We start from the raw sequence: 24,465 nt of genomic DNA, 5'->3' as shown, positions 1-24,465 counted from the left end.
GGCATTGTTCAGATTAGCTGGTTCCAGCAGGATGCGTCGCTCTGGAGCCACGTTTCGACGGTGTCTGGATCGGCACGTCTGAAGCAGTTTCCAAACTGTAAGGTCAGTTGTTTCATATCTTAGTTGAGATGTTTGACTGCGTTCCGATTTCCGTGTGTCTCGTGGCGAAATCGGAGCCTGTGATCGTGTAATGCAGCCTTCAACCACGGGACTGAATCGACGAGAAACACGAGGTTGACGTCGTGTTTCTCACGGAGTTCACTGAGAAACAACGGCGTTATCGAAGTCATTTGCGTTAGATACAACCGAACGTAGAGAAATTCATTGGTTTCGGGACCGACAGCGGCGTACAACCAGTACCGCTGATCGTCGAGTCGGATCACGGTTTCGTTGAGCGCGGCGTGATCCGGCTGTTTCCCGCCGGTCGGCTGTAACTCGGCTTTCTGTACCCAGTTATGGACGGTCGAGCGTGTGCGCTCGACACCGAACCTCTCTAATACGAAAACAGTGTTTAAAAGTGGTAATTCAGCCAGATGAAGGCGGATACTCAACCGGATTAGTTCGCGCGGTGTCGCTTCTCGCTCCACAAAGTCTACTTGAATGCCGCCGCTAGACTCGATGAGGCGATCGATTTCTTGCATGAACCACTAGCAAATCGCGCCGCCTCACCCTTCATCCTAATCTGAACAGCGCCGGTTGGCACAGCCCGGAATCTTCCTGTTCGACCGCGAGAGCGGACGGTTCACACCGAGAGAACAGGAAGACTGCAAACCATAATATCCCAACACCGAGCGAACCGGGGGGTCGCGATGTACGCGAATTGCTACGAAAGGCGCTTGCGCCTTTCGGCACGACGAGACAGCTTGCCGTCTCGAGGCAATGACCGGGGTTCGAATCCCCGTCGGAGCACTTCTCCCCGACGCCGTCTCTCGATTTTGGACGTAGCAACACGCCACGTCCAACAATGTCCAAAGGCAAGTTAGAACACCAGATCGAACACCCCGACGCAGTCTTGCGGTTTTCGTTTTGCCACGGCAAGCGAAAAGGGTACTTGAATGAGGTGGACAGATGCCCGATTTGAGCGGGATAAACGTTGTAACCGCCAAATCCCGGGCGTTCCTCAACGAGCGCCAGACCGTCGACTACCAAACACAGCGTGAGGCCTGCCTCAACTGGTTGCTCACGTTCGGGAAAGATCCCGACCGTGTAGAGGGATACGCGCTCGGGACGGTCAAGCCCAGGGCGGCTCGCATGGACCAGTTCTATCGGTTCGTCTGGGAAGAAGAAGGCCGGTACACGGCGGAGATTACCCACGATCACGCGGACGCGTGGATGACGGAACTCGCAGGCACGGATTCGAGTACCGCTCACAAGGATTGTTGCCAGAAAGCGGTGAAGATGTTGTTCAAGTGGCGACACCACGAGCACGGACTGGAGGAGTGGACGCCCGAGATTACGTTTTACACCCGAGATTCTGCGTCGAACCCGCGGGACTACCTCTCGCGCGAGGAGCGCGTCAAGATTCGTGAAGCGGTGCTGGAGTACGGCAGCGCACCCAGTTACAGCGACCTCTCACCGGAGGCGCGCGATCGGTGGCGGATTCACCTGGCCCAGCGGTTCGGAAAACCGAAGTCTGACGTCACCCCTGCCGATTGGGATCGCGCGAACGGCTGGAAAATCCCCTCGCTCGTCTGGGTTTCGATGGATGCCGGACTCCGTCCCATTGAGGTTGAGCGCGCGATAACATCGTGGGTCGACCTCGACAATCAACTCCTGCGAATTCCGAAGGAACAGTCATCGAAAAACCGGGATAACTGGCTCGTCGGCCTCAGGAGTCAGACGGTCGAGTATCTCGAACGGTGGTTAGACCAGCGAGACACGTACGCCCGGTACGATGAAACGGAGACCATCTGGCTGACGAATCACGGAAACCCGTACTCGTCGCAGTCGCTTCGCTATCTTCTCCATCGACTCTTTGAGGAGGCGGGAATTCCCACCGAGAACCGCCGGGTGTCGTGGTACACGATTCGCCATTCTGTAGGAACGTACATGACCCGTGAAGAGGACCTCGCGGCAGCGCAGGCACAACTACGCCACAAGAGCGAGCAGACGACGATGAAGTACGATCAGACCCCCGTCGAGGAACGTCGCGACGCGCTCGATAGGATGGGATAAATTGGGTATATGACTAGCAATTGGTCAGCAATTTATCGTGAAACACGGGAGGAAGAACGAAACATTCCTACCGATATCCAGCCTGCACCCCGATTATCTTCAGAATTTTCGCGCGATGGGTTTTAATATGTGTATCTCAGACGACCAGACATGAAGGTGATTCCGGTGTCGGGAGAATGATATGACATTCTCCCGATGACTACATGGGTACGTCTAATCAACAATCGAATAACAATCAACGGTATGAATACGAACTCACGCCACGGCAGGAAACCACCTACGAGTCCATAATGGACGACTTCGAATCCTGGCTTCGCGAGTGCGGTCAGAAGCCAAAGGAAGAGAAGCCACTCGCAGCCGATACGGTTGACAACTACCTCAGCCGTGTCGACAAGTACTATCGACTCACCTGGAACGAAGTCGGGTACGTCTCGTATCTGGAACACGAGCACGCGGACGCAGTTGCGACAATGCTGAAGAACGACGAAATCCGGAAAAGGAGCGGTGAGCCGTACGCGGAGGCGACGAAGCGAAGAGAGATGGACAGTCTCTCTAAGTACTTCTACTGGCTCTACGACGAACGTGGGGAGAAGCTCTGGGAATGTGAGGTCAACTTCGACGAGAAAACCTACAACATTCCCGACTACTTCTCGATAGCTGAACGGCAACAACTCCGGGATGCCGTTCTCGATTACGGGTCCGTTCCCGCGTACAATGACCTCACGCCGGACGAACGTGACCGCTGGAAGGCCCACATCGCCCAGAAGTTGGGCAAACCCAAATCGGACGTCAGCCCGGACGACTGGGAGTACCTCAACACCAACTACAAGTGGGTCTCCTTGCTGTGGACCGCGCTCGATGCCGGACTTCGACCCTGTGAAGTCAAACGGGCCAGGATGTCTTGGCTCCGGCTCTCCAAGGGTGCGCTGTTCATCCCTAAGGAGGAAGCGTCGAAAAACCGAGACCACTGGGAGATTGCCTTACGGAGCGAAACGGTCGACGCTCTACGGGAGTGGAAGCGCCAGCGGGAGAACATCGCCAAATACGACGACACGGAATCGATCTGGCTAAACCGTAAGGGCAATCCGTACAACTCCAAGACCCTCAACTACTTCCTGGGGAAGCTCCTCGACGAAATAGAACTCGACGACGAGAACCGGGACCTCAAGTGGTACGCCCTTCGCCATTCGACCGGCACCTATCTCGAAACAGAGATGGGACTTTCCGCGACCGCCAATCAGCTGCGGCACAAAAACCTCCAAACGACGAGACGGTACACGCACACTCCCGTAGAGTATCGGCAGGAGGGCCTCGAGAGTATCTAGCTGGTATTCGAGGCTATTGAACCCGTATTGTGATAATTAGCTAAATTTCAGGCCTACAGATTCTCTTCCCGTCAGCTAATTCTTAATATCTCATCTCGCCGTCAACACAATCCCTCCTTCTCCCAAACACCTTAGCAATACAACATATATAATATTATATATGCAAGAGCCAAAAGAAATCGGACGGATTGGACCACACGAGATGGTATATGCAGAACACCGTGAGCGTGTTGTTTACTTTTGCGCCTGGTGTGACTTCGAAACGACGAGAAAATTCATGCTACAGCACTATGACTGCGAACGGGACCGGTACAAGGATAAGGCCCGATATTCTGCTTCGTAGGATCGCTAGACGAGGCTTGATTCCAGTGTTTTCACTTACTTCTCCGTTCGGTGGAAACCGATAGCCTGCGGCCGATTCTACGGATATCTAACCGACCGACGAAGATTGTAGACGGCACATTTGAGCACCATCTCGCGGAATTCGAGGTGCCAGCTGCGCGCACGCACGGCGGAGCCGAGCGTGCGCTTGATCGACGAGAAGACGGTTTCAACCATCCAGCGACGGTTATACCAGCGGCTACTCATTCGGGCGTTGTGCGCTCGATCAAGCGAGGAGTAGATCCGATGTTTGATCAGCGGTCGGATGCGGTCTGCACGGAGATCGTCTCGGAACGGCTTTCCGTCATACGCACGATCAGCAGCGAGTGACCGCAGGTCCTCGGCGTTTCGCCGAGCGACCTGCGGACCAATCTTCGCGTCGTGTTTCTTCGTGGTCGTGCAGTGAACGTCGTAGACGTACAGCGTTCTCACGTCGACGAGAGCAGTTACTTTGAGCGAGCGAACGCGGTAGTGCGCTCGCTGAGCATAGTATCGTGAGGGCTGGTCACGGTCGAAGCCGGTTGAGTCAATTGCGGCGTGACCAGTGCGTTTCTCGGCTGATTCGCCGAGAAACGCACGGTACGTCTCCATTGGGATCGTCTCCAACCAGTCTCGAAGCACAGTGAAGTGAGGAAGCCGCGTCAGGCCGATTTCGTCGAGAATGCCGGGCATTTCGCTCAGGAGATCGATTGTCTGGCGGTAAGACTTCCCGAGTTCGATTCGCAAGGCTTGCAGCGTAAGCATCGCCCAGTCGGCGAACCCGCCACCCCCTTCGGGGTCGGCGGGTTCGTCTGGGTTCTCGACAACGTCTTTAGCTTTCGTGACGCATTCTCGGGTGAAGAGGCGGATTTCGGATGTCAAACCAATCTGCCTCTTCGCTTTCTACGGAGATAACGTGATTGAGGCGGTGCCGTCTAGCGATCCTACAGAGCACGATATTCAGTTAACTGATTCTCGCGGAATCGTTGAAATATCATAATAGCCACACTCCAGATAGAGAATCCAGCCTTTATATTGAGAATTGGTCGACGACGTAGTACCGTTTCTGTACGAGTTACTCGTGGTGGTCTTCTACTAATTCCTCAACCCGCGGGCCTATCCAATTTTGGTTACTCTGGAGGAGGTGCACACGGTCGCGGAGTTGTGCGAGTTCCTCTTTCAATTCTTTTATACTCTCTGCATTGTCTGCAGGTTCGATTTTGGCCCGCTGACGCTTGGATTCAACGATTAGTCCTTTCTGAATTTCCTCGCGAGCGTCATCCGTGAGTTTGGCTATCGTGATTGGTGCTACGCCTTCGGGTGTGGCTGTTGGGTCTCGTTCGGTTGCGATGAGTCCAAGTTCCTCCAATTTTCGGAACCGGTATCGGACGCTGGAATTGTCGAGTCCAGTCTCGCGTCGTATTTCCGTGGTCGAGGCACTGCCATCGTGCCGTTCAATCGCATGTATGATATCCCGGCAGTCCAGGCCAATTGTAGTCATAGTAACAAATGGTAAGGATTCACATATTGGTGTTAGGGTCGTAAAGAAGAGTCCGTAACGGTCGAATTACGTCAGTAACGTTCGGTCAGTAGTACCGTCAGGAAGTGTCAGCAATGGATTCGTCCGACACCCTCTCATTAGAGAGGGGTGGTGAATTGACTCATGACAAGTGCTTCTGAAGCGGAATACCGCAAAATAACCAAGCTAGCTACCCTCGTGAGTTGGGTGGCTCACACTTATTGGACTCGTAGGTATCTATGGAGTGCGTGTGGATCACGAACGGGAGTACGATTTATCGCGCCGATCGTCAACCCGTTGAACGCGGCCTGCCGCGGAGGATATCGACCGACGGACGTGTACCTATTAGACAACCCGGTCATCAACGAGGTTACCGACGCGGCCGTCTAGATGATTCGGAAGAATACGACCTACCGTGGACTGCTTGACGAACTGATTGAGATGCCACGCATTCGTCGCGTCCTTGGATTAACCGAACTACCTACGCCATCCACGCTCTATAAGGCGTTCAACCGGCTTGATATGACCGTATGGCGTGTCTTATTGAACCTCTCAGCGATGCCGCTTGTCAGAAGAGGCGTCGTTGGGATTGACGCACCCGATTTAACCGAAGTCACGCCTCAACACACTACACGAAACGATCCAAACTCACGATTCAGCAACTCAAAGTAACACTGCTGGTCGATACGAACGCAATCGTTGATCTACACGTGACGTTCAAACTCTAATCTGAACAGCGCCCAACGCGACGACCATATCAGGCCGATCCGGCTTCCCGTCGCTCAGTTCGCGAATATGATGCGCATGGAGGTACGTTCGTCCGGTTTTTGCTCGTGAACGGCGCGGGCTCTCCGCAGCCCTCGCAGACCCTATCGGCGCGCACCTTCACGTATCGGCTGTACGGCCTCGGAGCGCGTGTATTCTGGCGTGGAATCGGACTGATGAGGACCTGGGTAGATCGTGCCCGACAGGCTTAGTCTTCGAGGATGTCCACGTCGGGGTCAAGCGCGTCGCGGATCGAGTCGCCGAGGATATTGAGACAGACAATTGTCGTCGCGAGGGCGAGCGCGGGGAAGACCGTCACCCACCAGACGTCGATAAAGATGAGGTCGCGGCTGTCAGCGAGCATGTTCCCCCAGCTCGGCGTTGGGGGCTGTATGCCGATCCCGAGGAAGCTCAGCGCGGCCGCGAGGATCATCGCCGACCCGATCCGGTAGGTGAACATTACTAAAAGCGGGGAGAGGACGTTCGGCAGGATTTCGCGGAGGAACACGTGGGCGTGGGACGCTCCTTCAATCCGGGAGAGCAACACGTAGCTTTTCCCCTTCTCCTGGAGTACCGCCCCACGCGTAATGCGGGCGAACCTGGGTGTGTAGATCACACCGATGATCATGACCAGCTTCCAAAAGTTCGTCATTTCGACGGGGCCGACTGAGATCGGGTCGCTCCCAAAGATCCCCATCACGGCGATCCCCATCACGATGGCGGGGAACGACATAATGACGTCCATGCTCCGCATGAACATCTCGTCCAGCCACTCGCGGTCGGTGTAGGCGGCAGCGCTTCCGATCACTGTCCCGAGCGTCCCCGCGAACAACACGGACAAGACGCCGATGGCGATCGAGTAACGGCCGCCGACGACCATCCGTGACAGCACGGATCGGCCGAGCTGGTCGGCCCCGAGCAGGAACTCCGACCCTGGCGGCGCGCGGATCGACGCGTAGTTCTGCTCGATCGGCCCACGGGAGAGCAGCATCGGCCCGGCTACCGTCATAAGCAGGACGAACCCTAGCAACGCGAGCGCGACCACTCCAAGCAGGTCGTGCCGAAAGTGGTGCAGGAGCGTCTGGAGCTCGGTCCTGTACTCTTCGGTTTCGGATTCGAACTGTGCACTCCGCTCTTGGACGACATCCGGCTCTGTATTGCGTTCGGTCCTCATATCAGTCACCCCTCACCCGGATCCGCGGATCAAGATAGTAGTACAGGACGTCCACGACGAGGTTCGCGGTGACGAAGATGATTGCGATGATCAGCACTGCCCCCTGAATGATGGTGAAGTCGCCATCGAATACGGCATTTACGAGGAGGCGCCCCAGTCCGGGGATCGCGAACACAATCTCGGTGATGACGACGCCCGAAATCAGAATCGAGATGGACATCCCGATCGTCGTCAGGGTTGGGATCACCGCGGGCTTCGTGATGTCTTGGAGCACAATCTTGTACTTAGGAACTCCCATCGCCTTCGCGGCTTTCACGTGCTCTTTGTTCATCATCTCAAGGAGGTCACCCCGGAACATCCGCATGACGATCGCAGTAAACAGGAACCCGACTGTATACGACGGCAATAGGATGTGTTTGAGGTACGTTCCGACGCCTTCACGCAGCGGAACGAACCCGCCGGCCGGCAGCCACTCGAGGTGGACGGCAAAGATCAAAAGCAGGAAGATGCCGACGACGAAGTCGGGGATCGAGATCCCCAGTACCGCGTACACGCGGGCGATGTGGTCCTGGATCTTGTTTCGGTTGAACGCGGAGATGAATCCCAGCGAGCTGGCCAAAATAACCATCCACACGACGCCGAAGATGGCGAACTGCCCCGAGATCAGTATCCGGTCGTACAACAGGGTGCTCACCTGTTGGTCCTTGACGAGTGACTGGCCCAGGTCGCCGGTGAGTGCGCTCGTCAGCCAGTCGACGTACTGCACGTACAGCGGGCGGTTCAGCCCCATTGACTCCTCCAACTGTGCGATCGCCTCTGGGTTCGTCGTCTGGAGCCTGGCGATTGCCGGTGACTGCGGTGCAAACGCGACGAATATGAAAGCCAGCACTGACACCCCGAATAGTATGGGGATCGTAAGCAATAGTCGCCGAACCAGGAGCGCTTTGAGATTTCGTGCCATGTTTTTACCTCGGAAAACTGTCCGCTATATCGGGATAGTTACCACCATTGACAGCTACCGGTATGTAGCTTTCGGTCTCGTTACTCATCATGCTTGTGACACGCAGAGCAGTGGTTGTCTCCCCGGATCGGCCACTCCGGGTTCGAACTTTCCTCGGTGAGTTCTGGATTAACGTCCTCACAGACGCTTCCGATGTACTGCGGACACCGGGTGCTGAAGCGACAGCCGGTTGGCGGGTCGCTCGGGTCGGGGAGTTCTCCCGAGAGTTCGACTCGGTCCATGGTGACGCTCGGATCAGGTACGTGGATCGATGACAGCAATGCCCTCGTGTACGGGTGTGCCGGGTGCTCGAACACGTCTTCGGTGTCCCCTTTTTCGACAATTTCGCCCATGTACATGATGTGAACCCGGTCGGAGATGGTGCGGACGACGCCCAGGTTGTGAGAGATGACCAGCAGCGAGACGCCCATCTCGCTGGTCAACTCGTCGAGCAGATTGATGATCTTTGCCTGGACGCTCACGTCTAGGCCGCTGACCGGTTCATCGGCGATTAGCAGCTCTGGATCGCTCGCAAGTGCCCGCGCGATAGCGATGCGCTGTTTCTGCCCCCCGCTGAACGTTCCAGGATGGCGGTTCTTCACGCTCGGATCGAGCCCGACCTTCGTCAGCAGTTCGTCGATCCGCTCGTCCGGGTCGTTGTCGCCGTTCAGTTTCAGCGGCGTCGCTAGAATGCTTCCGACCGTCTTCTTCTGATTCAGCGACTCCGAAGAGTCTTGGAAGATCAGCTGGATCGGGCTCGTCCTGACTTTCTCGGGGGTCATCGGTTCCCCGTTAAACCTGATTGTCCCGTCAGTCGGCTCGTGGATGCCGATCAGCGTCTTCGCGACGGTGCTCTTGCCACAGCCGCTCTCGCCGATAAGCGCCAGTGTCTCGTTCTCCGCGAGGTGAAATGACACGTCCTCAACGGCCTGGATTGTCTTCTGCTCGCCGAAAAGGCGATCGATGCGACCGCCGCTCGTGAAGTACTTCTGGAGGTGCTCAACCTCTAGCACAGCGGTGTCTTCCCCGGCGTCGTCCATGTCAAGCGTTGTCTTCGACATTGGTCACCTCCTCGCGGAAATGGCATGCAGTCCGGTGCGTTTGGTCGTTCAGGACGGTCTCCGTTCCGGGAGCTTCCTTCCAGCACTGCTCGTCGGCGAACGAACACCGGGGTGCGAAGTAACACGCATCCGGAAGATCGATCGGCGTCGGCATGGTCCCCTCGATCGTCGGAAGCTGGCCGCGCCTCGTCTCGTTAGGTCGCGGAACACAGCCCACGAGATCCCGCGTGTACGGGTGTCCTGGCCGCTCGAACACGTCGGTTACGTCCCCTTCTTCGACTAGCTTCCCGGCGTACATGACACCGATCCTGTCGCAGTGGTGGGCGACAACCCCCATGTTGTGAGTAATCAGTAGAATCGTCAGGTCCTTGCGCTTTTGTAAGTCCTCGAGTAGATCGAGGATGTTCGCCTCGATCGTAACGTCCAGATTCGACGTCGGCTCATCGGCGATCAGAATCGATGGGTCGCTGATCAGCGCCATAGCGATCATCACTCGCTGGCTCATCCCGCCGCTAAATTCGACTGGGTAGCTTTCGAGCCGGGACTCTGGGTCCGGAATGTCCACCCGTTCCAGGGCGTCGATGATCTGCTCGGTCTCCTCTGCTTTGGAGTAAGTCTCGTCCGCGTGACTCCGCAGGACGCGGCGGAGTTGTTGTCCAACGGTCAATACTGGGTTCAGCGCGGCCTGCGGGTCCTGAAAGATCATCGAAATTCCGTTCCCGCGGATCGTCTGCATCTCAGATTCAGGGACAGAGAGGATGTCACGGTCACCGTAGACGACCTGACCGCCTGTGATCGAACCCGGATCCTCGATCATGCGCATGATCGCGCGCCCGACGGTGCTCTTTCCAGCACCCGATTCGCCAACGAGGCCGTACATGTCTCCCGCCTCAATGTCGAAGGACACGTCGTCGACGGCGAGTAGCGAGCCCCGTTCGGTTGCGTATCTCACTGAGAGATTCTGGACATTCAACGATCGCATTACTACGACACTGGATGCATGCCAATATAAAAGCATTGGTGAGAATGGGAGTCGGTCCTCGGAGGCCTCCGCCAGTGCGCGACTAAGTGGAATCGGGCCGTTCCCAGTGCGAGACGTCTTCGGTACGCTCGCGCTCGCGGAGCTTCTGTTTCTGTACTTTCCCCGTCGGCGTGTATGGGAAATCCTCGACAAACTCCACGTATTCGGGGATTTTGAACGAGGAGAGTTCGCCTTCGACGGCGGCCAGGACGTCTGCTGGTTCGAGGTTGGCATCCGATTTCTTTCGCACGAGCGCTTTCACCACTTCTCCGTAGAACTCGTCTGGCGTCGGAATGATCGCCACTTCGTCGACCCCGTCGAGCGATTTGATCACTCCTTCCACCTCGTGAGAGGAGATGTTCTCACCGCCGCGGCGAACGATGTCTTTCTTCCTGTCGACGAAGTAGACGAACCCATCCTCGTCGATCCGGCCGTAGTCGCCAGTGTAGAGCCAGCCGTCGCGGATCGCCTCGGCCGTCTGTTTGGGCTGGTTGTGGTAGCCGTTCATCAACCCCGGCGAGCGCATGATGATCTCCCCTTTCTCCCCGGTCGGACACTCGTCGCCATTCTCGTCGACGACGCGGATTGCTTTCTCCGCCGGCGGCAGACCGACGCTCCCGACACTACGCTTCGCCGGGTCGGTCGGGTTCAACATTAACAGCGGATCCTCGCTCAGGGAGTATCCCTCGACGACGCGCAGATCGAAGCGGTCTTCGAACGGCTCGATCAATTCCGGCGGGGTGCCAGCTGAAAACACTAGTTCAACCGGGTTGTCGGCGTCGTCGTCCGTTTCGGGCAGGTTGTCGAGCATTTTCAGCATACTCCCCATCGCGTTGAACTCCGTCGTGCCGTGTTCCCTGCACCACTCCCACCAGCGCGATGAGGAGAACTTCTCATAAAGGACTACTTTGGCGCCGGCAGCGGCCGCGCCCAGTGTCGTGTAGATCTGAGCGTTCGCGTGGAACAGCGGCAGCGCCGTCAGCAACGTGTCCTGGTGCGTGAGGCCCATCCGCTTCTGGAAGTCGATCGCACTCGTCGTCCACCCGTTGTGTGTGCCCTCGACCGCCTTTGGGGGGCCGGTCGTGCCGGATGTGTATACGTGGACTGCGACATCGGACGACGCGCCGACGCCAGGTTCGTACTCGACCGGTTCGCAGGCTGACGCCCGGTCGGGGAGGGAGTCGTACTCGCCCCCGTTGTCGACAACGAGAATGCGCTCGACGCTAGAATCGCTTGCCGCCTGCTCGGCCACGTTGAGCAGGCCGCTCGTCGTCACCAGCACCCGCGGGTTCGACAGGTCGAGCGAATGTTCGAGTTCCCGCGCCGTGTACTCCGGGTTGGACGGTGCGACTACTGCATCGAGGTAACATGCCCCAAAAAAGGCGAACAGAAACGGCGGGCTGTTGGGCAGAAACAGGCCAATCCTGTCGCCGGCCTCGACGCCGTACGACGAGAGCGCGCTGGCGTACCTCTGCGCTCGAACCCCGACTTCGCGGTAGGTGTACGCCGACTCGGGGAAAGTGAGAAATGTCGCGCCCGGTGTTTTGTCTATTCGCCGCTCCAGTAGTGTCTCGATCCGCATATTTCCACCGGGGTTCTCAGAGAACTTATATATTTCGCCCCCAGGGGTAGCGATGTCCGTCGCCTCAGCTCGGCGGGACGGCGGTGCCGGCTATACATCGATGACGACTTTTCCGACGTTGTTTGCGGTCTGTGCGTGAACGAGCGCGGCCCCCGCATCCTCGAGCGGGTACGTTTCCGCGATGATCGGATTCACGTCGCCAGTGTTCAGAAGCTTCGCGAGGCGGGAAAGCGCCTGCTGGTGGATCTCGGGTGAGGACATGATCGACGAGAAGCGAAGATCGACGCGGTTGAGCATCGCGTCGAGCGCCTCCGTTGGCGACAGCACGACGGGGTCACCAGTTCCGATGATGGCGACCGTGCTTCCGCGTCCGGCGACGTGGACGTCTGCAGCCAGGTTTGCGTGTGCGTGCGTCTCCAGAATGACGTCGGCGATCTGTCCGTCGAGCGCGTCCTGAAGGTCTTCGGCCAGGTTGTCGGATCGGTAGTCGACGCCGACGGCACCAAGTCGCTCGACGGTGTCGATCGGCTCCCCGGCTCTGGCCGTCGCGACCACGCGACAGCCTGCGGCAACCGCGAGCTGGACGGCGATGTGTCCGACGCCGCCGGTCCCTCCGTGAATCAGACAGGTGTCCCCGACGGTGATGTCGCCCTGGTCGACGAGCGCCTGCCAAGCAGTCGCACCGACGAGTGATGCCGCCGCCGCGTCGGCAAACGTGACTCCATCCGGAATCTCCGCCAACCGGTCAGCTGGGACGGCCGCGAATTCGGCGTACGTCCCGGGGTCGTTCCAGCCGAACCCCGTGCCGTACACCCTGTCGTCGGGATCGAACGCGTCGACGTCCTGGTCGACGCGGACGACGCGCCCAGCCAGGTCGGTCCCCATCGTCTGTGGCAAGGACTGTTTCTGCGGTAACGCCCCCTCGCGGAGTTTCGCGTCGACCGGGTTCACCCCGATCGCTTCGATCTCGACCAGCACCTCGCCATCGCCGGGTTCCGGCCGCTCGACGGTTTCGAGCGTCATCTCCGATTCGTCTCCGAACTCGTAGTACCTGACCGCGTCCATAGATACCGTTCGTCAAGGGGGGATAAAAAAATTCACACTGAGTGTTTCCACCGTGGGACTCGACGGGGGCACACGAACCCGTACCCGAGCTCTTCGATGTCACCTCTCCCCGACAGAATATAAATACTTCCTGCTCGTCTTTGGTACATGAGGATGCTTGTTCCCAAAGAGTTCGAGTACGCGTACGGCCCGAGCACCGTTCGGTACGGCGCCGGTTGCGTCGATACTATCGCGGACGTTCTCGCTCGGGCGGGCGTCGAGCAGGCGCTAGTCGTCACTGGGACGACGGTCGGGAAGACGCCCGCGGTGATCGATCCCGTCGTCAAAGGCGCCGGCGACCGTCTCGCGGGCATCTTCGCGGAGACGACGCCGGAGAAGTCGATCGACACCGTGTTAGCGGGGGTCGAGCAAATGACGGAACTGGATGCCGACGGGCTCGTCGCAATAGGCGGCGGCAGCAGCATGGACGTGGCACGGGCGATGAGCGTCGTCGCTGCCGAAGATGGCGAGCCACAGTCCTTTCACGCGCGCGTCGGTGCGGACGGGGCGGTCAAGTTTCCCGCACTCGACGAACCGAAACCCCCGGTGTTCGCGGTCCCGACGACGTACTCAGGTGCCGAACTGACCAGCGCCGCGGGCGTAAATTATCCCGGGACCGACGGATCCGTCCGGGAGGGACCGATCTACGACCCGAAGGTCGTTCCCCAGGCGCTGTTTTACGATCCAGAGCTGCTCGCGACGACCCCGGCTCGCATCCGCACCGCCTCGGCAATGAATGGGATGGACCACGGGATCGAGATGCTGTACTCCAGGCACGCGAACCCGCTCACTGATGCCGTCGCGATTCACGGGCTGCGCATTCTCGACGACGCACTGCCGCAACTCGTCGACGCCAACCACGAAACCCTGGGAGCGGCCGCCGTCGGCGTGTACCTGGCATCCTACGGACTGATCGACCCGGTCGCAAACGCCAACAAGTATAATGTCATCCACGCATTCGGTCACATCATCTCGCGACAGTACCCGATCCAGCAGGGCGCCGTCCACGCGGTCGTCGCCCCTCACGTCCTCCGGCACCTTCTTTCGCGCGACGTCATCGATGTGCGACCAATCGCTAGAGCGTTCGGCGCTACCGGCGCTACAGATCCGGCCGCTGCCGTCGTCGAGCGCGTCGAGGCTATCCGCGATGCGCTTAATCTGCCCGTTAGCCTCGAACCTATCGAAGGGCTCGAACGGGACGCCATCCCCGAAGTCGCGAACGCGATCACGCAGGACGTCGGGCTGCAGAACGGTCCGGCCGGGTTTCAGCCGACGGCTGCCGACTTCGTCGAGATTCTCGAAGCGGCGTGGTGACAGCGACGGGGGCCCAACCCTGCTTCGAGCAGTGTTGGCGTGGTCGTCAGTAGGTGAGCGGGTCGAACGAGAGCTGCTGACCCGCTCCGGCCTCCTCAGCGTGCTGGTACAACATGTTCGCGACGGCGACAGTCTCGATACCCGTTCCGCCGCTGTCGAAGACGGTGATCTGCTCGGAGTCTGTCCTGCCTGGGACCTTCCCGGCGACGACCTCGCCCAGTTCTGCGTGGACGTGCGCGTCGGTGACGATGCCTGCGTCCTTTGCGGCGAGAAACGAGCCGGCGTCTTGGAACGCCCGGGCGCGTAGGTCGGGCACGTACCGTGCGCGAGCGATGGTCTCGGCGTCGAGTTCCCGACTGTACGGCGAGTACTGGCCCATCGCGGTAACATGGGTCCCCGGTTCCAGCAGCTCCCCGTCGAAGACGGGCTCGGGCGAATGCGTCGCGGTGATGACGATGTCGGCCGCGTCCAGCGCCGCCGCGGGCGAGTCGACGGCCTCGACAGCGGCGTCCAGCGCCTCGTCGAACTCCGACGCGAACGCAGTGCGGTTCTCGGGCGTCGGCGAGTACACGTTTACCGCGTCGAGTTCCCGGACGTGCGCGGCAGCCCTCAGCTGTGCGGCCGCCTGCCCGCCGGAGCCGAACAGCGCGAGCGTGGCCGCGTCTTCGCGGGCGAGCGCGTCGATGCCGACCGCGCCGGCAGCGGCAGTCTTGGGCGGATTCATCGCCGCGCCGTCGATCAGCGCGAGTGGCTTTCCGCTCTCGGCGTCGAACAGCGGGGTGAGAAACCAGGGACCGCCAGAGGTGAACCCAGCGGCGTACACGTACCCCCCCATCACGCCCTCCCGCGGGAGGAGCGCGAAGTAGCTATCCAGCTTCCCGACGGGGTCGTCCCGCCGGAGCGAGAGCCGGGGTGCCGCGTCGCCGCCCCTACCCCTGTCCTCAAACGCGTCGGTCGTGGCCTCGATGCAGCGTTCGGGGTCGAGAAACTCGGCGATGTCGTCTCCCGCGAGAAACAGTGGCGTCGCTTCAGTTGGAGCCATACCACGGCAGACATGCCGGAACTATAAAAATTCCACCGACAGACGGCGACGGCTCGTCCGGTCGTCTATCCCTGCCAGCTGATTTCCCGGAGGGCCTCGCCGGGGTTCTGGGCGCGCGGGTGATGCCAGACGTTGTCGAGTTCCGCGCGGTAGGCCATCATGCTGTCGACGACGCCGAACACCAGCATCGGCATCTCCTCGGCGAAGATTTCGTACGCCTCGCGGTAGTTCTCGCGGCGTTGCTCGGGGTCGGCGACGGACCGGCCCTCGATCATGCTCTCGATGTAGGCGTTGTACGACTCTGGATCCTGTTCCTCCCAGGCCATGCTGAAGTTGGCCCACCGACCGTTCTCGTGAATCGACTGCCAGGCCATGTTGTCCGGGTCGTCGTCGTTGCGGTACTCGCCGATGTTCGAGGTGAAGTTCCCCTCCGCGATGTCACCGTACATGGCGGAGTACTCGCTGCTCTGCAGCGAGAGATCGACGCCGATTTCGCTCCACATCGTTTGAACGACCTGGGCCATCGTCTCGTAGGTTTCGAGCGTCGCGGCGTGCATCGTGAGCTCGAACCCGTCGCCGTAGCCGGCCTCTTCGAGGAGCTGCTGGGCGTCCTCCGGGTCGTAGCGGTTCCTCTGGTCGATATCCTCGTAGTAATACCACGAACCCGGTCGCCCGACGGTCGACGTCGGCGTCCCGAATCCTTCGTATGCCGTCTGAATGAGCGCTTCTGCGTCGACGGCCTTCCGGAGGGCACGCCGCACGCGGCTGTCGCCCAGCGGCTCGACGGTGTGGTTCAGCGCCGAGAACAGGAACATCGGCGACGCGCGGGTGTCGGTCACGACATCGTCGTTGTTCTCGAAGTCGACCAGCGTCGCCGCGTTGATGAACGGGTCGAGGTGAAGCTCACCGGTCTCGAGGCGGGCCGACCGCGTACTCGCCTCGGGGAGGATATCAACCTCGACGCGCTCGAAGTTGGGAAGCCCCTCCTCGTGGTAGTTGTCGTACCGTTCGAGGACCAGCTGGTCGCCTTCGCTCCATTCGACGATCTCGTACGGTCCACTGCCGCCGGGGTGCCCCTCCGTTCCGAAGCTGTCGGGGCCGACTTCCTCCCGCACGTTGGGGTTCGCGAGCGGCATGTAGTACGCGACATACTCCTCGAGCGGCGCCCAGGTGTCCTCGAGATGGAAGTTCAACGTCATGTCGTTGTCGACCGACGCGCGCTCCAGGCCGCCGGCGATGAACGTCTGCTGACCCTGAGCTGACTCGGTGTCGGGGTCAAGCCAGTAGTTGACCTCGTCTGCGAGGAGTTGCGCATTCACGGTGTCCCCATTCTGGAACTCGATCCCGTCGCGGATCTGGAACTGGACGAGCGTCTCATCGTCCTCTTCGAGCCACTCCCAGTCCTCCGCGAGGTCGCCCGTGATGAACTCCTGCTCTTCCTCGGCGTCCCACGCGACTTTCAGGAGTGAATTGTACGCCAGGAACTTCCAGGCGTGTCCCGTCGTCTGGGTGATATCTCGGGGATCGAGCGTCTCGAGCGTCGCCTCGGAGGTGTAGTAGAACGTCTCTTGACCGCCTCCGGTGTCGTCGTCGTCGCCACCGAGACAGCCGGCAATCATGACTGATCCGACAAGTCCACCGTACTTGAGCAGCGACCGCCGATCCGTTGCCTGTTGTACCATAGCGTGACAATTACTACCATATTATAAATTTCTTTTGGTCATTTCGACAAAGTCAGTAATACAACTGGGTATCCGATGCGCCCAGACCAATCGCGGCTCGCGTCGCCGTTGAATTCCGGTGCCCTGCCAGTCCGGGGTAACATTAAATGCGAGTGTCGAGTTCTATTCCACATGGACGACCACCTGCCGACGAAGGAGCCTATCGGCGTTTATCCGATGTCTGAACCGACTGACTCGGAGTCCTTGAGTACGACAATGCCCTGGATCGACGTCCACCAGCACACGCAGTCACTCACCTGGAACGAGCGAGAGGCGTTCGACATCAGTGGGTGTCGTGCGACGGTGATGATCGGCGCAAGTTACTATTGGTCGCCGTACCGTCCCGTCTCTGCCGAGGACGTCCGATTCCTCTGGGACGACGCGATCCGCCGGGCGGCCCGGTTCGACGACGCGCACTTCTACGAGCAGTACGTCGCGATCGGTATCCACACCTGGTCGAGAGTCACCGACCCGGAGTCGGCGCTCGCTCACCTCCCTGATTACTGTGATCTCGACGCCGTCGTCGCCGTCGGCGAGATCGGGATCGACTCCTCCCAGCACACCCACCAGTGGGACCTGGACGAACAGCGCGCGGTCGTCAGAGAGCAGTTCAGCATCGCCGACGAGGCCGGACTCCCCGTCATCGTTCACACGCCGGGTGGGAAAGACACCGTTAGCGATCAGTACACAGACTACTACGAGGAACTCGACGCGGACTTCCCGGCGGCGCACTTCGAGCCCGAGACCGCAAAGCGCGCGGCGCTCGGGATCGACCTCGAACTCGTCGACGATGTCGGCATCCCCGAAGAGCGCGTGCTCATCGACCACGCCGACGAGACGATCGTTGCGGACGTCCTCGAAACGACCGACTGTTATCTCGGATTCAGCATCGGCTCCCCCTGGTTCAGAGGTGTCAACGCCGACCTCGTCGCCACCGTCATCGAGGAGTACGGCTCCGAGCGGATTCTCGTCGACACCGACATGCTCGGGGCGATGAAACACGACCCCTACACGATGAAGCGCCTCATTCTGGACCTTCGGCGGCTTGGAGTCTCTCGTGCCGACATCCGGAACGTCGTCTACGAGAATCCCCGGGACCTGCTCGATCTCTGACGCGGCGTCCCGGTTGCGAACGTGCCTTCGAGCGCGTCTACGATCTCGCGCCGTCGAGGCCATTGCCGAAACAGTTTTCTACCCCCTTTGTCATGTGAACACACGGTAAATGACGACTCCGAGTTTCGACAAGCAGCCGACGGTAGCACCGCCTGTACGCCGCGAACATTCCGCCCGTTCATGGGACCAGACCGGGGGGAATGAACGATGAGCGACGTTATCGAGCAGCTCGTATCGGACCTCGAGAAAATGGGGATCGAGTACGCGTTCGGATTCCCCGGCGGGCGAGTCATCGAGTTCATCGAGGAGCTTTCCTCCTCCGAGATCACATTCATTCGGGCGCGAGACGAGCGCGAGGCGAGTTTCATGGCGGAGGCGTACGGACGCGTCCACGGAAAGCCGGCTGTCCTGACTGGCCAGGGGCCGTGGATCGGTTCGACCGGTGCCCAGGGAGCGATGGAGGCGCACTTCGGCTCCTCGCCACTCCTGATAATCACGGATGCGTCGGAGCGCGGTGACTACGCGCCGCTGTCCCCCTACCAGCAGTCGCGGGGTGACTACGGCGGGATGTCCCTGCCAAAGATCTTCGATTCGTTCACAAAGGAGTGGTGGTACGCGAACTCCGGGCCCGACGCGATCCGGTGTACCCAGCTCGCGTACAAACACGCGACCGCCGGGCGCCCGGGGCCAACGGCGGTGATACTCGACGGCTCCGCCGTGAGCGCCGATCTGCCGGAGGATTCGATTCCGCAGCTGTGGGACCCGGCAAGTCAAACGCGGAACTGGCGGTCGCGCCCGCTCGAGGAAGACCTCGACGCCGCCGTGTCGGCGCTCGAAACCGCCGATCGACCAGTCATTATCGCGGGCAACGGCGTGCACGCGAGCGGTGCACATGAGGAGCTTGCGGCCGTCGCAGAGGCTTACGACTGCGTCGTGACGACGTCGTTTCTCGGGAAGTCGACCATCGCGGAGACGCACGACCTTGCCGGCGGCGTCATTGGTGCATTCGGCCAGGAGGGGGCGAACCAGCTCGTCAGCGATGCGGACGTACTCTTGGTCGTCGGTTGTCGCCTGAACCCCAACGACGTCAACTGGGGTGCGCCTTCGTTCATCCGCCCGGAGGAGCAGACGATCATCCACGCGGACATCGACTCCCGGAATGCGGGGTGGGTCTACCCTGCCGACGTCGGGCTGATCGGGGACGCTGCCGAGTCCCTTCGCGAGCTCGTTGCCCGGGGAGAACGGACAGATGACGGCGCCAGCAAGCGTGCGACGGAGGCAAAGGCGTCGTTCGAACCGGACGCTGACAACGCGGAAGAACTCGTCCCGACGACCGCAATCAAAGCCCTCGAATCGGTCGTCGGCGAGGAAACGTACGTCTGCTCCGACGCCGGTAACAACCGGATGTGGCTGTTCAACTACTTCGCGTCGACGTCGCCGCGGACCTTCTTCGGCCCGGGTGGACTCGGCGTCATGGGCTGGTCCTCGCCGGCGGCGGTTGCGCTGGCGTTGACCACTGAAAACGACGTCGTGAGCGTTTCCGGTGACGGCGGGTTCGCGATGACGATGACCGCCGTCGAGACCGCTGTCGAACTGGACGTCGCGCCGACGTTCCTCGTGCTCAACGACGCGTCGCTAGGCTCGGTTCGTGACTTCGAGACCCACCGGGGCAGCATTCACGGCGTCCGGTTCGACCGGATCGAGTACGCCGAGACTGTCGAGTCCTTCGGCGCGAACGGCGTCTCGATCACGGAGCCGTCCGCTCTCGAACCGGCGCTGGAAGACGCCCTGGCTAGCGACGTTGCGACCGTGCTGGACGTCCGCATCGAGGGCGAGCACGACGTCTTCGGCGACGACGGACTGCAGTCCTCCTTCTACCGGACGATGAGTGGCGGCCTCCACGAGTGATCATCCGGGCTCACTTTCGGGGCACTGAGCGCTCAGTGCCCGCGCTCACGCTCGACCCGGTGTCGCAACATACCACAGAGTGTGGATGTGAGACGGCGGCGGGAACATCTGTGCGGTCCCGCCACCGGCGTCAGTCAGAACAGGTTGACAGTGGACAGCGTCTGTTTCGGGTTACTCGGAGACGGCGTTTTCGTCCATGCGGACGACCTTGTCGTTCATGTCGTCGTAGACGAACGCCGCGGGGAACTCGCGGTGGTCGTATACCCCTTCGGTCTGCCCGACGAGTTGCTCGATCCGCGGCACCCGCGGCCGGCGGAGCACGCCGATATGGGTGTGTGGCCCGTCACCGACCACTTCGACCTTGTTCTCGGCGCCCGCAGGAAGATAGATGAGGTCGCCGGGTCCACCCTCGATGGACTGTTTGTTCCCTTCGTTGTCCTTGTAGTGCCAGACGCAGCGCCCTTCGGTGTTGATCAGGATCTGGTACATCTCCGGGCTGTGCGTGTGCCACGGGATGACGTCGCCGGGTTGACCGGTCGTCCACGTGATGATGTTGTCGTTCGTGAGGACCGGTGTCCGGATCGCGGCTGCACCTTCGTCCTCCTCGTCCATGTCGCCCGACTCGTCGATTATCGGTGCTTCGTCGACGTTGATACGGTACGCCTTCTGTTTCGGCAGCGCAGAGTAGTCTATCTCGACCATTCCACTACATCGTATCACCTCTGGGTATATATACATTTTGATATTGTCAAAAATTTGATGGGTTGGCGCAGCTCTGACCGGGGCGCCTGCGGCGGTGCGGACAGTGCCGGCAGTTACGCGTTCTGTGAGTGTGACAGCGGTTTCAGTCAGATCGTCACTCCTTGCAGGGAGGGACGCGTGCGGCTGGCGGATCTCGACTCGCCGTGGGAATCACTCGGTTGAGACGGCATCCTCGTCCATGTGACGGACCTCGTCGTTGTCTGTATCGATCCGCAGTCCGACGTGGGAGTCGGATAGTTCCCAGGGATCGTACGTGTTCTCGGCGTCCCCCACGAGCTGTTCCACGCGTGGGATCGGCACTTTCGGATAGACGCCCATGTGCGTGTGGGATTCGTCACCGACGACTTCGACCTTATTCTCCGCGCCGCCTGGAAGGTACACGACGTCACCCGGCCCCGCTCTGATCGACTGCTCGTCGCCCTCGTTGTCCTTGTAATGCCAGATACACTCCCCTTCGAGCGTGACCAGCACCTGATAGAGGCTCGGCATGTGCGTATGCCACGGAATGATGTCTCCCGGCTCACCGGTCGTAAAGGTGACGTGGAAATCGTTCGTGATGACGGTTTCCCGTATCTCCTGGCTGTTCTCCTCCTCCGAGATCGATCCCGGCTCGCCGATCACCGGGCAGTCCTCCGCTTTTACCTTGTAAGCCTGCTGCTCCGGGAGGACGCTATAGTCTTTCTCGCTGACCATGCAGTTTGTCAATCATTCTCCCACTTTAAAAGGGTTTCTGTAACTCAGTATGTAACCCGTTCACGAAACTTTTCTCAGGTAGCTTTCCGTCATCCGTTACGTTATTGTCTGTCGCTCTCGTGACTCTGCCTCGCCTGCTGTTCCAGTGTTCTGTCGATCGGATGTTTCCGGGTACATACGCGAGTGGTTGTTCGTATAGCCACTCCCTCCGTGCAAACAATCATAAAAAGCACCCTGATACCACGGGTCAATTGATATAATTCTTAGGCAATGACGGACAAGTTTGGCCAACTATTTGATACTAGATTGTGTGATTATCCCACTTATTGATCCGTCGTCGACCACAAACTGGGGTAGTCCCGGAAACTTTGCGTGTTTTCACACCTTTTCCGCAGCTCGATGGATTTTGTCAATGTCCTTTGTTACCGAACAACCATCTCGTACTCCCGAAATTTCCAGACAGAGACTCCGAGAGTGCTACTCGCGGCTTTTATACACCAATATTTAGGGTAAATAAGTGCGTTCAACGATTATTCTCCGAGAATTGTCTCGTCACCGTTCGGTCACACCGAAATAGTCATACATGGTTATTCACAATGGACTAAGCAAGGATGCCAAACGAACGACGAACGGTAAAATCGGACGAAAGGCTGTTCGAGATCTTGACGGCGGTCCGTGAGCACGACGGTATTCGCATCACCGAAATTGCGAACGAGGTTGACCTCGCCAACAGTTCGGTCCACTCGCACCTGCTCACGCTAGAACAGGCCGGGTACGTGCGCAAGACGCACGATGGATATCACCTCGGATTGAAGTTCCTCGAGTACGGGACGGAGGCACAGCGACAGCAGGAACTGTACGCTTTCGGGAGAGATGTGATTAACGAGTTAGCGACTGAGACGGGCGAAAAAACGTGGGGCGTCGTCGAAGAGAACGGACAGGCAGTGTACGTGTACGGCGCCCAGGGGGACCGATCGATCAAAACCTACACGAGCATCGGTCACCAGACACATCTCCATCATCTCGCTGCAGGCAAGGCGATCCTTTCACAGTTGCCAGCCGATCGGGTTGAGGAGATCATCGACTCCGAGAGGCTTCCCCAGTACACACAGTACACGATCACCGACCCGGCCGACCTCAAAGCGGAACTCGAGGAGGTGCGGGAGCGCGGCGTCGCATTCAACCTGGAGGAGTCAGTCGAGGGTCTGCACGCCATCGGTGCGTCCGTTCAGGGTGAGAACAGGATACACGGGGCGATCAGCGTCTCCGGGCCGGCACACCGGCTTTCCGAAGAACGCCTCCAGACGGAGCTGAAACAGAAGGTCCTCGGAGCGGCGAACGAACTCGAGATCAACATTCGCGCACACCCCGACAAGGGTCCCCTGTTCGAAAGTGACCAGCGGTGATCGCGACTCCTCGGGATAGGATACCGATCTCCCGGCGGCGCGGTCACATCCTCATTGCGACCAGGTGGCTCTGCCAGGCACTGCCCGTCGGCAGGGGTAAGATGGGGATACTCGTCGAGTGCGGTAGCGTCCTCTGGCAGCAACGCGACGACGAGGTACTCGCCGTACCCGTCGAGGTACTCGACGAGCGTCGCGATCCGGTCCGCGTTGATCGCCTCGACGGAGTCCGGCAGCATGAATGGGACCGTCTCGTACACGTCGTGGGCGAAATACCCCGAGAGGGCGAATATCAGGCCGGTCACTTCCCGATCGGCCGAACGCACAAGGTCCTTTACACGCGTATTGGCGTAAATTGCTGAGTCTGCGGAACTCGATCATCCGCGCAACCGACACGGGAAGCCTGCTGTGACGGGAGCCGGATCGACCGCGGCGTCCCTCCGTCTTCATCTGGGCGATCAATCACCGTACAGGTAGCCATGTGGAAGCGTTATCGACATGACGGAAGGCGTGAATCCGACGCTGAGGCCCTCTAGCGCGGTCTGGTAACGCTCGGATGTGGGCAGAAGACGCCCCGCCTCCTTCCGCTGTTGGAGGTTTGCGATCGAGCACTGGCCATCACAGTCGACCGTCTCGGTGGTGCGAGTAGCGCCACCGCGTGAGCACCTACGAACCCCAGAGGTGATGGTAGGAACCGGTGTGTCTGGAGGACCCGCACCGGGCTGAGAGACTTCCATGCTCCCCGTCGGAGTCACGACAGCCTCGCATCTGCGCCAGCACGGGCTCCTCGCCATCCGTGGGCCGAATCACCTCCTGCCAAACCAAATCACGAGGTCCGAGCACGAGGCGAGCGAGAGGATGGTGGGCACGGGACTTGATGCCCTCGTCCAGCACAAAGTCACAGCCACTTCCGCGGCCACGATGTACACACCGTCGCTGCGCCACGCGGGCCGTTACTGGTCTGCTTTGTGCGGAATCGGCGCTGGGATTCCCATTCCCTCTCTGTAATGACCCTACGCTGTGGTGTGCGCCCCGTCATGTGCGAAGTTGATCCCGGCTCGGGGATGAGTAATGATATGACCAGCGCCACAGACGATGGGAAGGGACCGTCGCGCCTGGCGATGACCGCTGCTCGCAAACGGTGGCTTGAGTCACCACGTGTGGTTCGGTACCCCCGTTTAACGCAGTTGCTCCCCCTCAGAAAATATCACTATTAGAATTTATTCGCGGCTTCAAGTTCGACGTCACCAAAATGACTGCAATCGTAGATCTACACCATTCTTTCACATAATGGTGCTCGAGGAAAAACGATAGCGAGCCCGCACACGGACCGCATCTCGCACCGTCTCGGTTACGATCGATCGACGAGAGGTTGACGCTACCAGATGTCAGCCGCCACACCGAGCGCCTCGAGTGCGTCACC

The 24,465-nt window shown here is 59.7% G+C and carries 18 protein-coding genes and 3 pseudogenes; 7 read left to right on the top strand and 14 right to left on the bottom strand.

Annotation, left to right across the window (positions count from 1 at the left end; all coding sequences use genetic code 11):
- Positions 1 to 8 precede the first annotated feature (8 nt).
- Positions 9 to 641: pseudogene (locus MU558_RS04495) on the bottom strand (IS6 family transposase).
- 427 nt (positions 642 to 1,068) lie between these two features.
- Between MU558_RS04495 and MU558_RS04490 the strand changes: the two are divergent.
- On the top strand, positions 1,069 to 2,175 hold the full coding sequence (locus MU558_RS04490; RefSeq protein WP_246972286.1) for a tyrosine-type recombinase/integrase: 1,107 nt from the start codon (positions 1,069 to 1,071) through the stop codon (positions 2,173 to 2,175).
- A 290-nt stretch (positions 2,176 to 2,465) separates the two neighbouring features.
- The gene (locus MU558_RS04485; protein WP_246972284.1) at positions 2,466 to 3,500 is read left to right on the top strand and encodes a tyrosine-type recombinase/integrase; all 1,035 of its coding nucleotides are present in this window, start codon (positions 2,466 to 2,468) and stop codon (positions 3,498 to 3,500) included.
- 420 nt (positions 3,501 to 3,920) lie between these two features.
- Here the strand turns inward: MU558_RS04485 and MU558_RS04480 are convergent, their stop codons facing one another.
- Both MU558_RS04480 and MU558_RS04475 read right to left on the bottom strand, forming a co-directional pair.
- Positions 3,921 to 4,742, bottom strand: a complete 822-nt coding sequence (locus MU558_RS04480; protein WP_246972281.1) for an IS5 family transposase — start codon at positions 4,740 to 4,742, stop codon at positions 3,921 to 3,923.
- A gap of 193 nt (positions 4,743 to 4,935) precedes the next feature.
- Positions 4,936 to 5,361 carry a winged helix-turn-helix domain-containing protein gene (locus MU558_RS04475; protein WP_246972278.1) on the bottom strand — a complete coding sequence of 142 codons (426 nt, stop codon included), beginning with the start codon at positions 5,359 to 5,361 and terminating at the stop codon, positions 4,936 to 4,938.
- A 411-nt stretch (positions 5,362 to 5,772) separates the two neighbouring features.
- Between MU558_RS04475 and MU558_RS04470 the strand changes: the two are divergent.
- Positions 5,773 to 6,095: pseudogene (locus MU558_RS04470) on the top strand (IS5/IS1182 family transposase); the annotation flags it as partial.
- A 257-nt stretch (positions 6,096 to 6,352) separates the two neighbouring features.
- Here MU558_RS04470 and MU558_RS04465 read toward each other — a convergent pair.
- The 6 genes from MU558_RS04465 to MU558_RS04440 form a co-directional block, all read right to left on the bottom strand.
- Positions 6,353 to 7,318 carry an ABC transporter permease gene (locus MU558_RS04465; protein ID WP_246972275.1) on the bottom strand — a complete coding sequence of 322 codons (966 nt, stop codon included), beginning with the start codon at positions 7,316 to 7,318 and terminating at the stop codon, positions 6,353 to 6,355.
- A 1-nt stretch (position 7,319) separates the two neighbouring features.
- Positions 7,320 to 8,279 (bottom strand): ABC transporter permease, encoded by a 960-nt coding sequence (locus MU558_RS04460; protein WP_246972273.1) that lies wholly within the window; start codon positions 8,277 to 8,279, stop codon positions 7,320 to 7,322.
- A gap of 80 nt (positions 8,280 to 8,359) precedes the next feature.
- Positions 8,360 to 9,379 (bottom strand): ABC transporter ATP-binding protein, encoded by a 1,020-nt coding sequence (locus tag MU558_RS04455; protein WP_246972271.1) that lies wholly within the window; start codon positions 9,377 to 9,379, stop codon positions 8,360 to 8,362.
- The gene (locus MU558_RS04450; protein ID WP_246972269.1) at positions 9,360 to 10,331 is read right to left on the bottom strand and encodes an ABC transporter ATP-binding protein; all 972 of its coding nucleotides are present in this window, start codon (positions 10,329 to 10,331) and stop codon (positions 9,360 to 9,362) included. Before MU558_RS04450 ends, MU558_RS04455 begins: the two co-directional genes overlap by 20 nt.
- Before the next feature lie 112 nt (positions 10,332 to 10,443).
- On the bottom strand, positions 10,444 to 11,982 hold the full coding sequence (locus MU558_RS04445; protein WP_246972268.1) for a class I adenylate-forming enzyme family protein: 1,539 nt from the start codon (positions 11,980 to 11,982) through the stop codon (positions 10,444 to 10,446).
- Positions 11,983 to 12,072: 90 nt separating this feature from the next.
- Entirely contained in the window at positions 12,073 to 13,047 is a 975-nt protein-coding gene (locus MU558_RS04440) for a quinone oxidoreductase family protein (RefSeq protein WP_246972265.1), read from the bottom strand.
- Between the two features lie 153 nt (positions 13,048 to 13,200).
- On the opposite strand from MU558_RS04440, the gene MU558_RS04435 reads away from it, so the two are divergent.
- On the top strand, positions 13,201 to 14,400 hold the full coding sequence (locus MU558_RS04435; protein WP_246972263.1) for an iron-containing alcohol dehydrogenase family protein: 1,200 nt from the start codon (positions 13,201 to 13,203) through the stop codon (positions 14,398 to 14,400).
- A gap of 46 nt (positions 14,401 to 14,446) precedes the next feature.
- Here the strand turns inward: MU558_RS04435 and MU558_RS04430 are convergent, their stop codons facing one another.
- On the bottom strand, positions 14,447 to 15,442 hold the full coding sequence (locus MU558_RS04430; RefSeq protein WP_246972261.1) for an ornithine cyclodeaminase family protein: 996 nt from the start codon (positions 15,440 to 15,442) through the stop codon (positions 14,447 to 14,449).
- A 65-nt stretch (positions 15,443 to 15,507) separates the two neighbouring features.
- Positions 15,508 to 17,124 (bottom strand): ABC transporter substrate-binding protein, encoded by a 1,617-nt coding sequence (locus MU558_RS04425; RefSeq protein WP_246972260.1) that lies wholly within the window; start codon positions 17,122 to 17,124, stop codon positions 15,508 to 15,510.
- A 243-nt stretch (positions 17,125 to 17,367) separates the two neighbouring features.
- On the opposite strand from MU558_RS04425, the gene MU558_RS04420 reads away from it, so the two are divergent.
- Both MU558_RS04420 and MU558_RS04415 read left to right on the top strand, forming a co-directional pair.
- Positions 17,368 to 18,276 carry a TatD family hydrolase gene (locus tag MU558_RS04420; protein ID WP_246972258.1) on the top strand — a complete coding sequence of 303 codons (909 nt, stop codon included), beginning with the start codon at positions 17,368 to 17,370 and terminating at the stop codon, positions 18,274 to 18,276.
- Between the two features lie 207 nt (positions 18,277 to 18,483).
- Positions 18,484 to 20,184, top strand: a complete 1,701-nt coding sequence (locus tag MU558_RS04415) for a thiamine pyrophosphate-binding protein (RefSeq protein ID WP_246972256.1) — start codon at positions 18,484 to 18,486, stop codon at positions 20,182 to 20,184.
- A 171-nt stretch (positions 20,185 to 20,355) separates the two neighbouring features.
- On the opposite strand, the gene MU558_RS04410 is transcribed toward MU558_RS04415, so the two are convergent.
- Both MU558_RS04410 and MU558_RS04405 read right to left on the bottom strand, forming a co-directional pair.
- Positions 20,356 to 20,886 (bottom strand): cupin domain-containing protein, encoded by a 531-nt coding sequence (locus MU558_RS04410; protein WP_246972254.1) that lies wholly within the window; start codon positions 20,884 to 20,886, stop codon positions 20,356 to 20,358.
- Between the two features lie 210 nt (positions 20,887 to 21,096).
- Positions 21,097 to 21,639, bottom strand: a complete 543-nt coding sequence (locus MU558_RS04405; RefSeq protein ID WP_246972252.1) for a cupin domain-containing protein — start codon at positions 21,637 to 21,639, stop codon at positions 21,097 to 21,099.
- Between the two features lie 611 nt (positions 21,640 to 22,250).
- Between MU558_RS04405 and MU558_RS04400 the strand changes: the two genes are divergently transcribed.
- On the top strand, positions 22,251 to 23,045 hold the full coding sequence (locus MU558_RS04400) for an IclR family transcriptional regulator (protein ID WP_246972250.1): 795 nt from the start codon (positions 22,251 to 22,253) through the stop codon (positions 23,043 to 23,045).
- Positions 23,046 to 23,140: 95 nt separating this feature from the next.
- Here the strand turns inward: MU558_RS04400 and MU558_RS23305 are convergent.
- Positions 23,141 to 23,356: pseudogene (locus MU558_RS23305) on the bottom strand (archaea-specific SMC-related protein); the annotation flags it as partial.
- Between the last annotated feature and the right edge of the window lie 1,109 nt (positions 23,357 to 24,465).

Origin of the sequence: Natribaculum luteum, from assembly GCF_023008545.1 — an archaeon.
In the GTDB taxonomy this organism is placed as follows: domain Archaea; phylum Halobacteriota; class Halobacteria; order Halobacteriales; family Natrialbaceae; genus Natribaculum; species Natribaculum luteum.
Note: the sequence above shows the minus strand (reverse complement) of the source record. Positions and strands in the feature narration are given on the sequence as shown.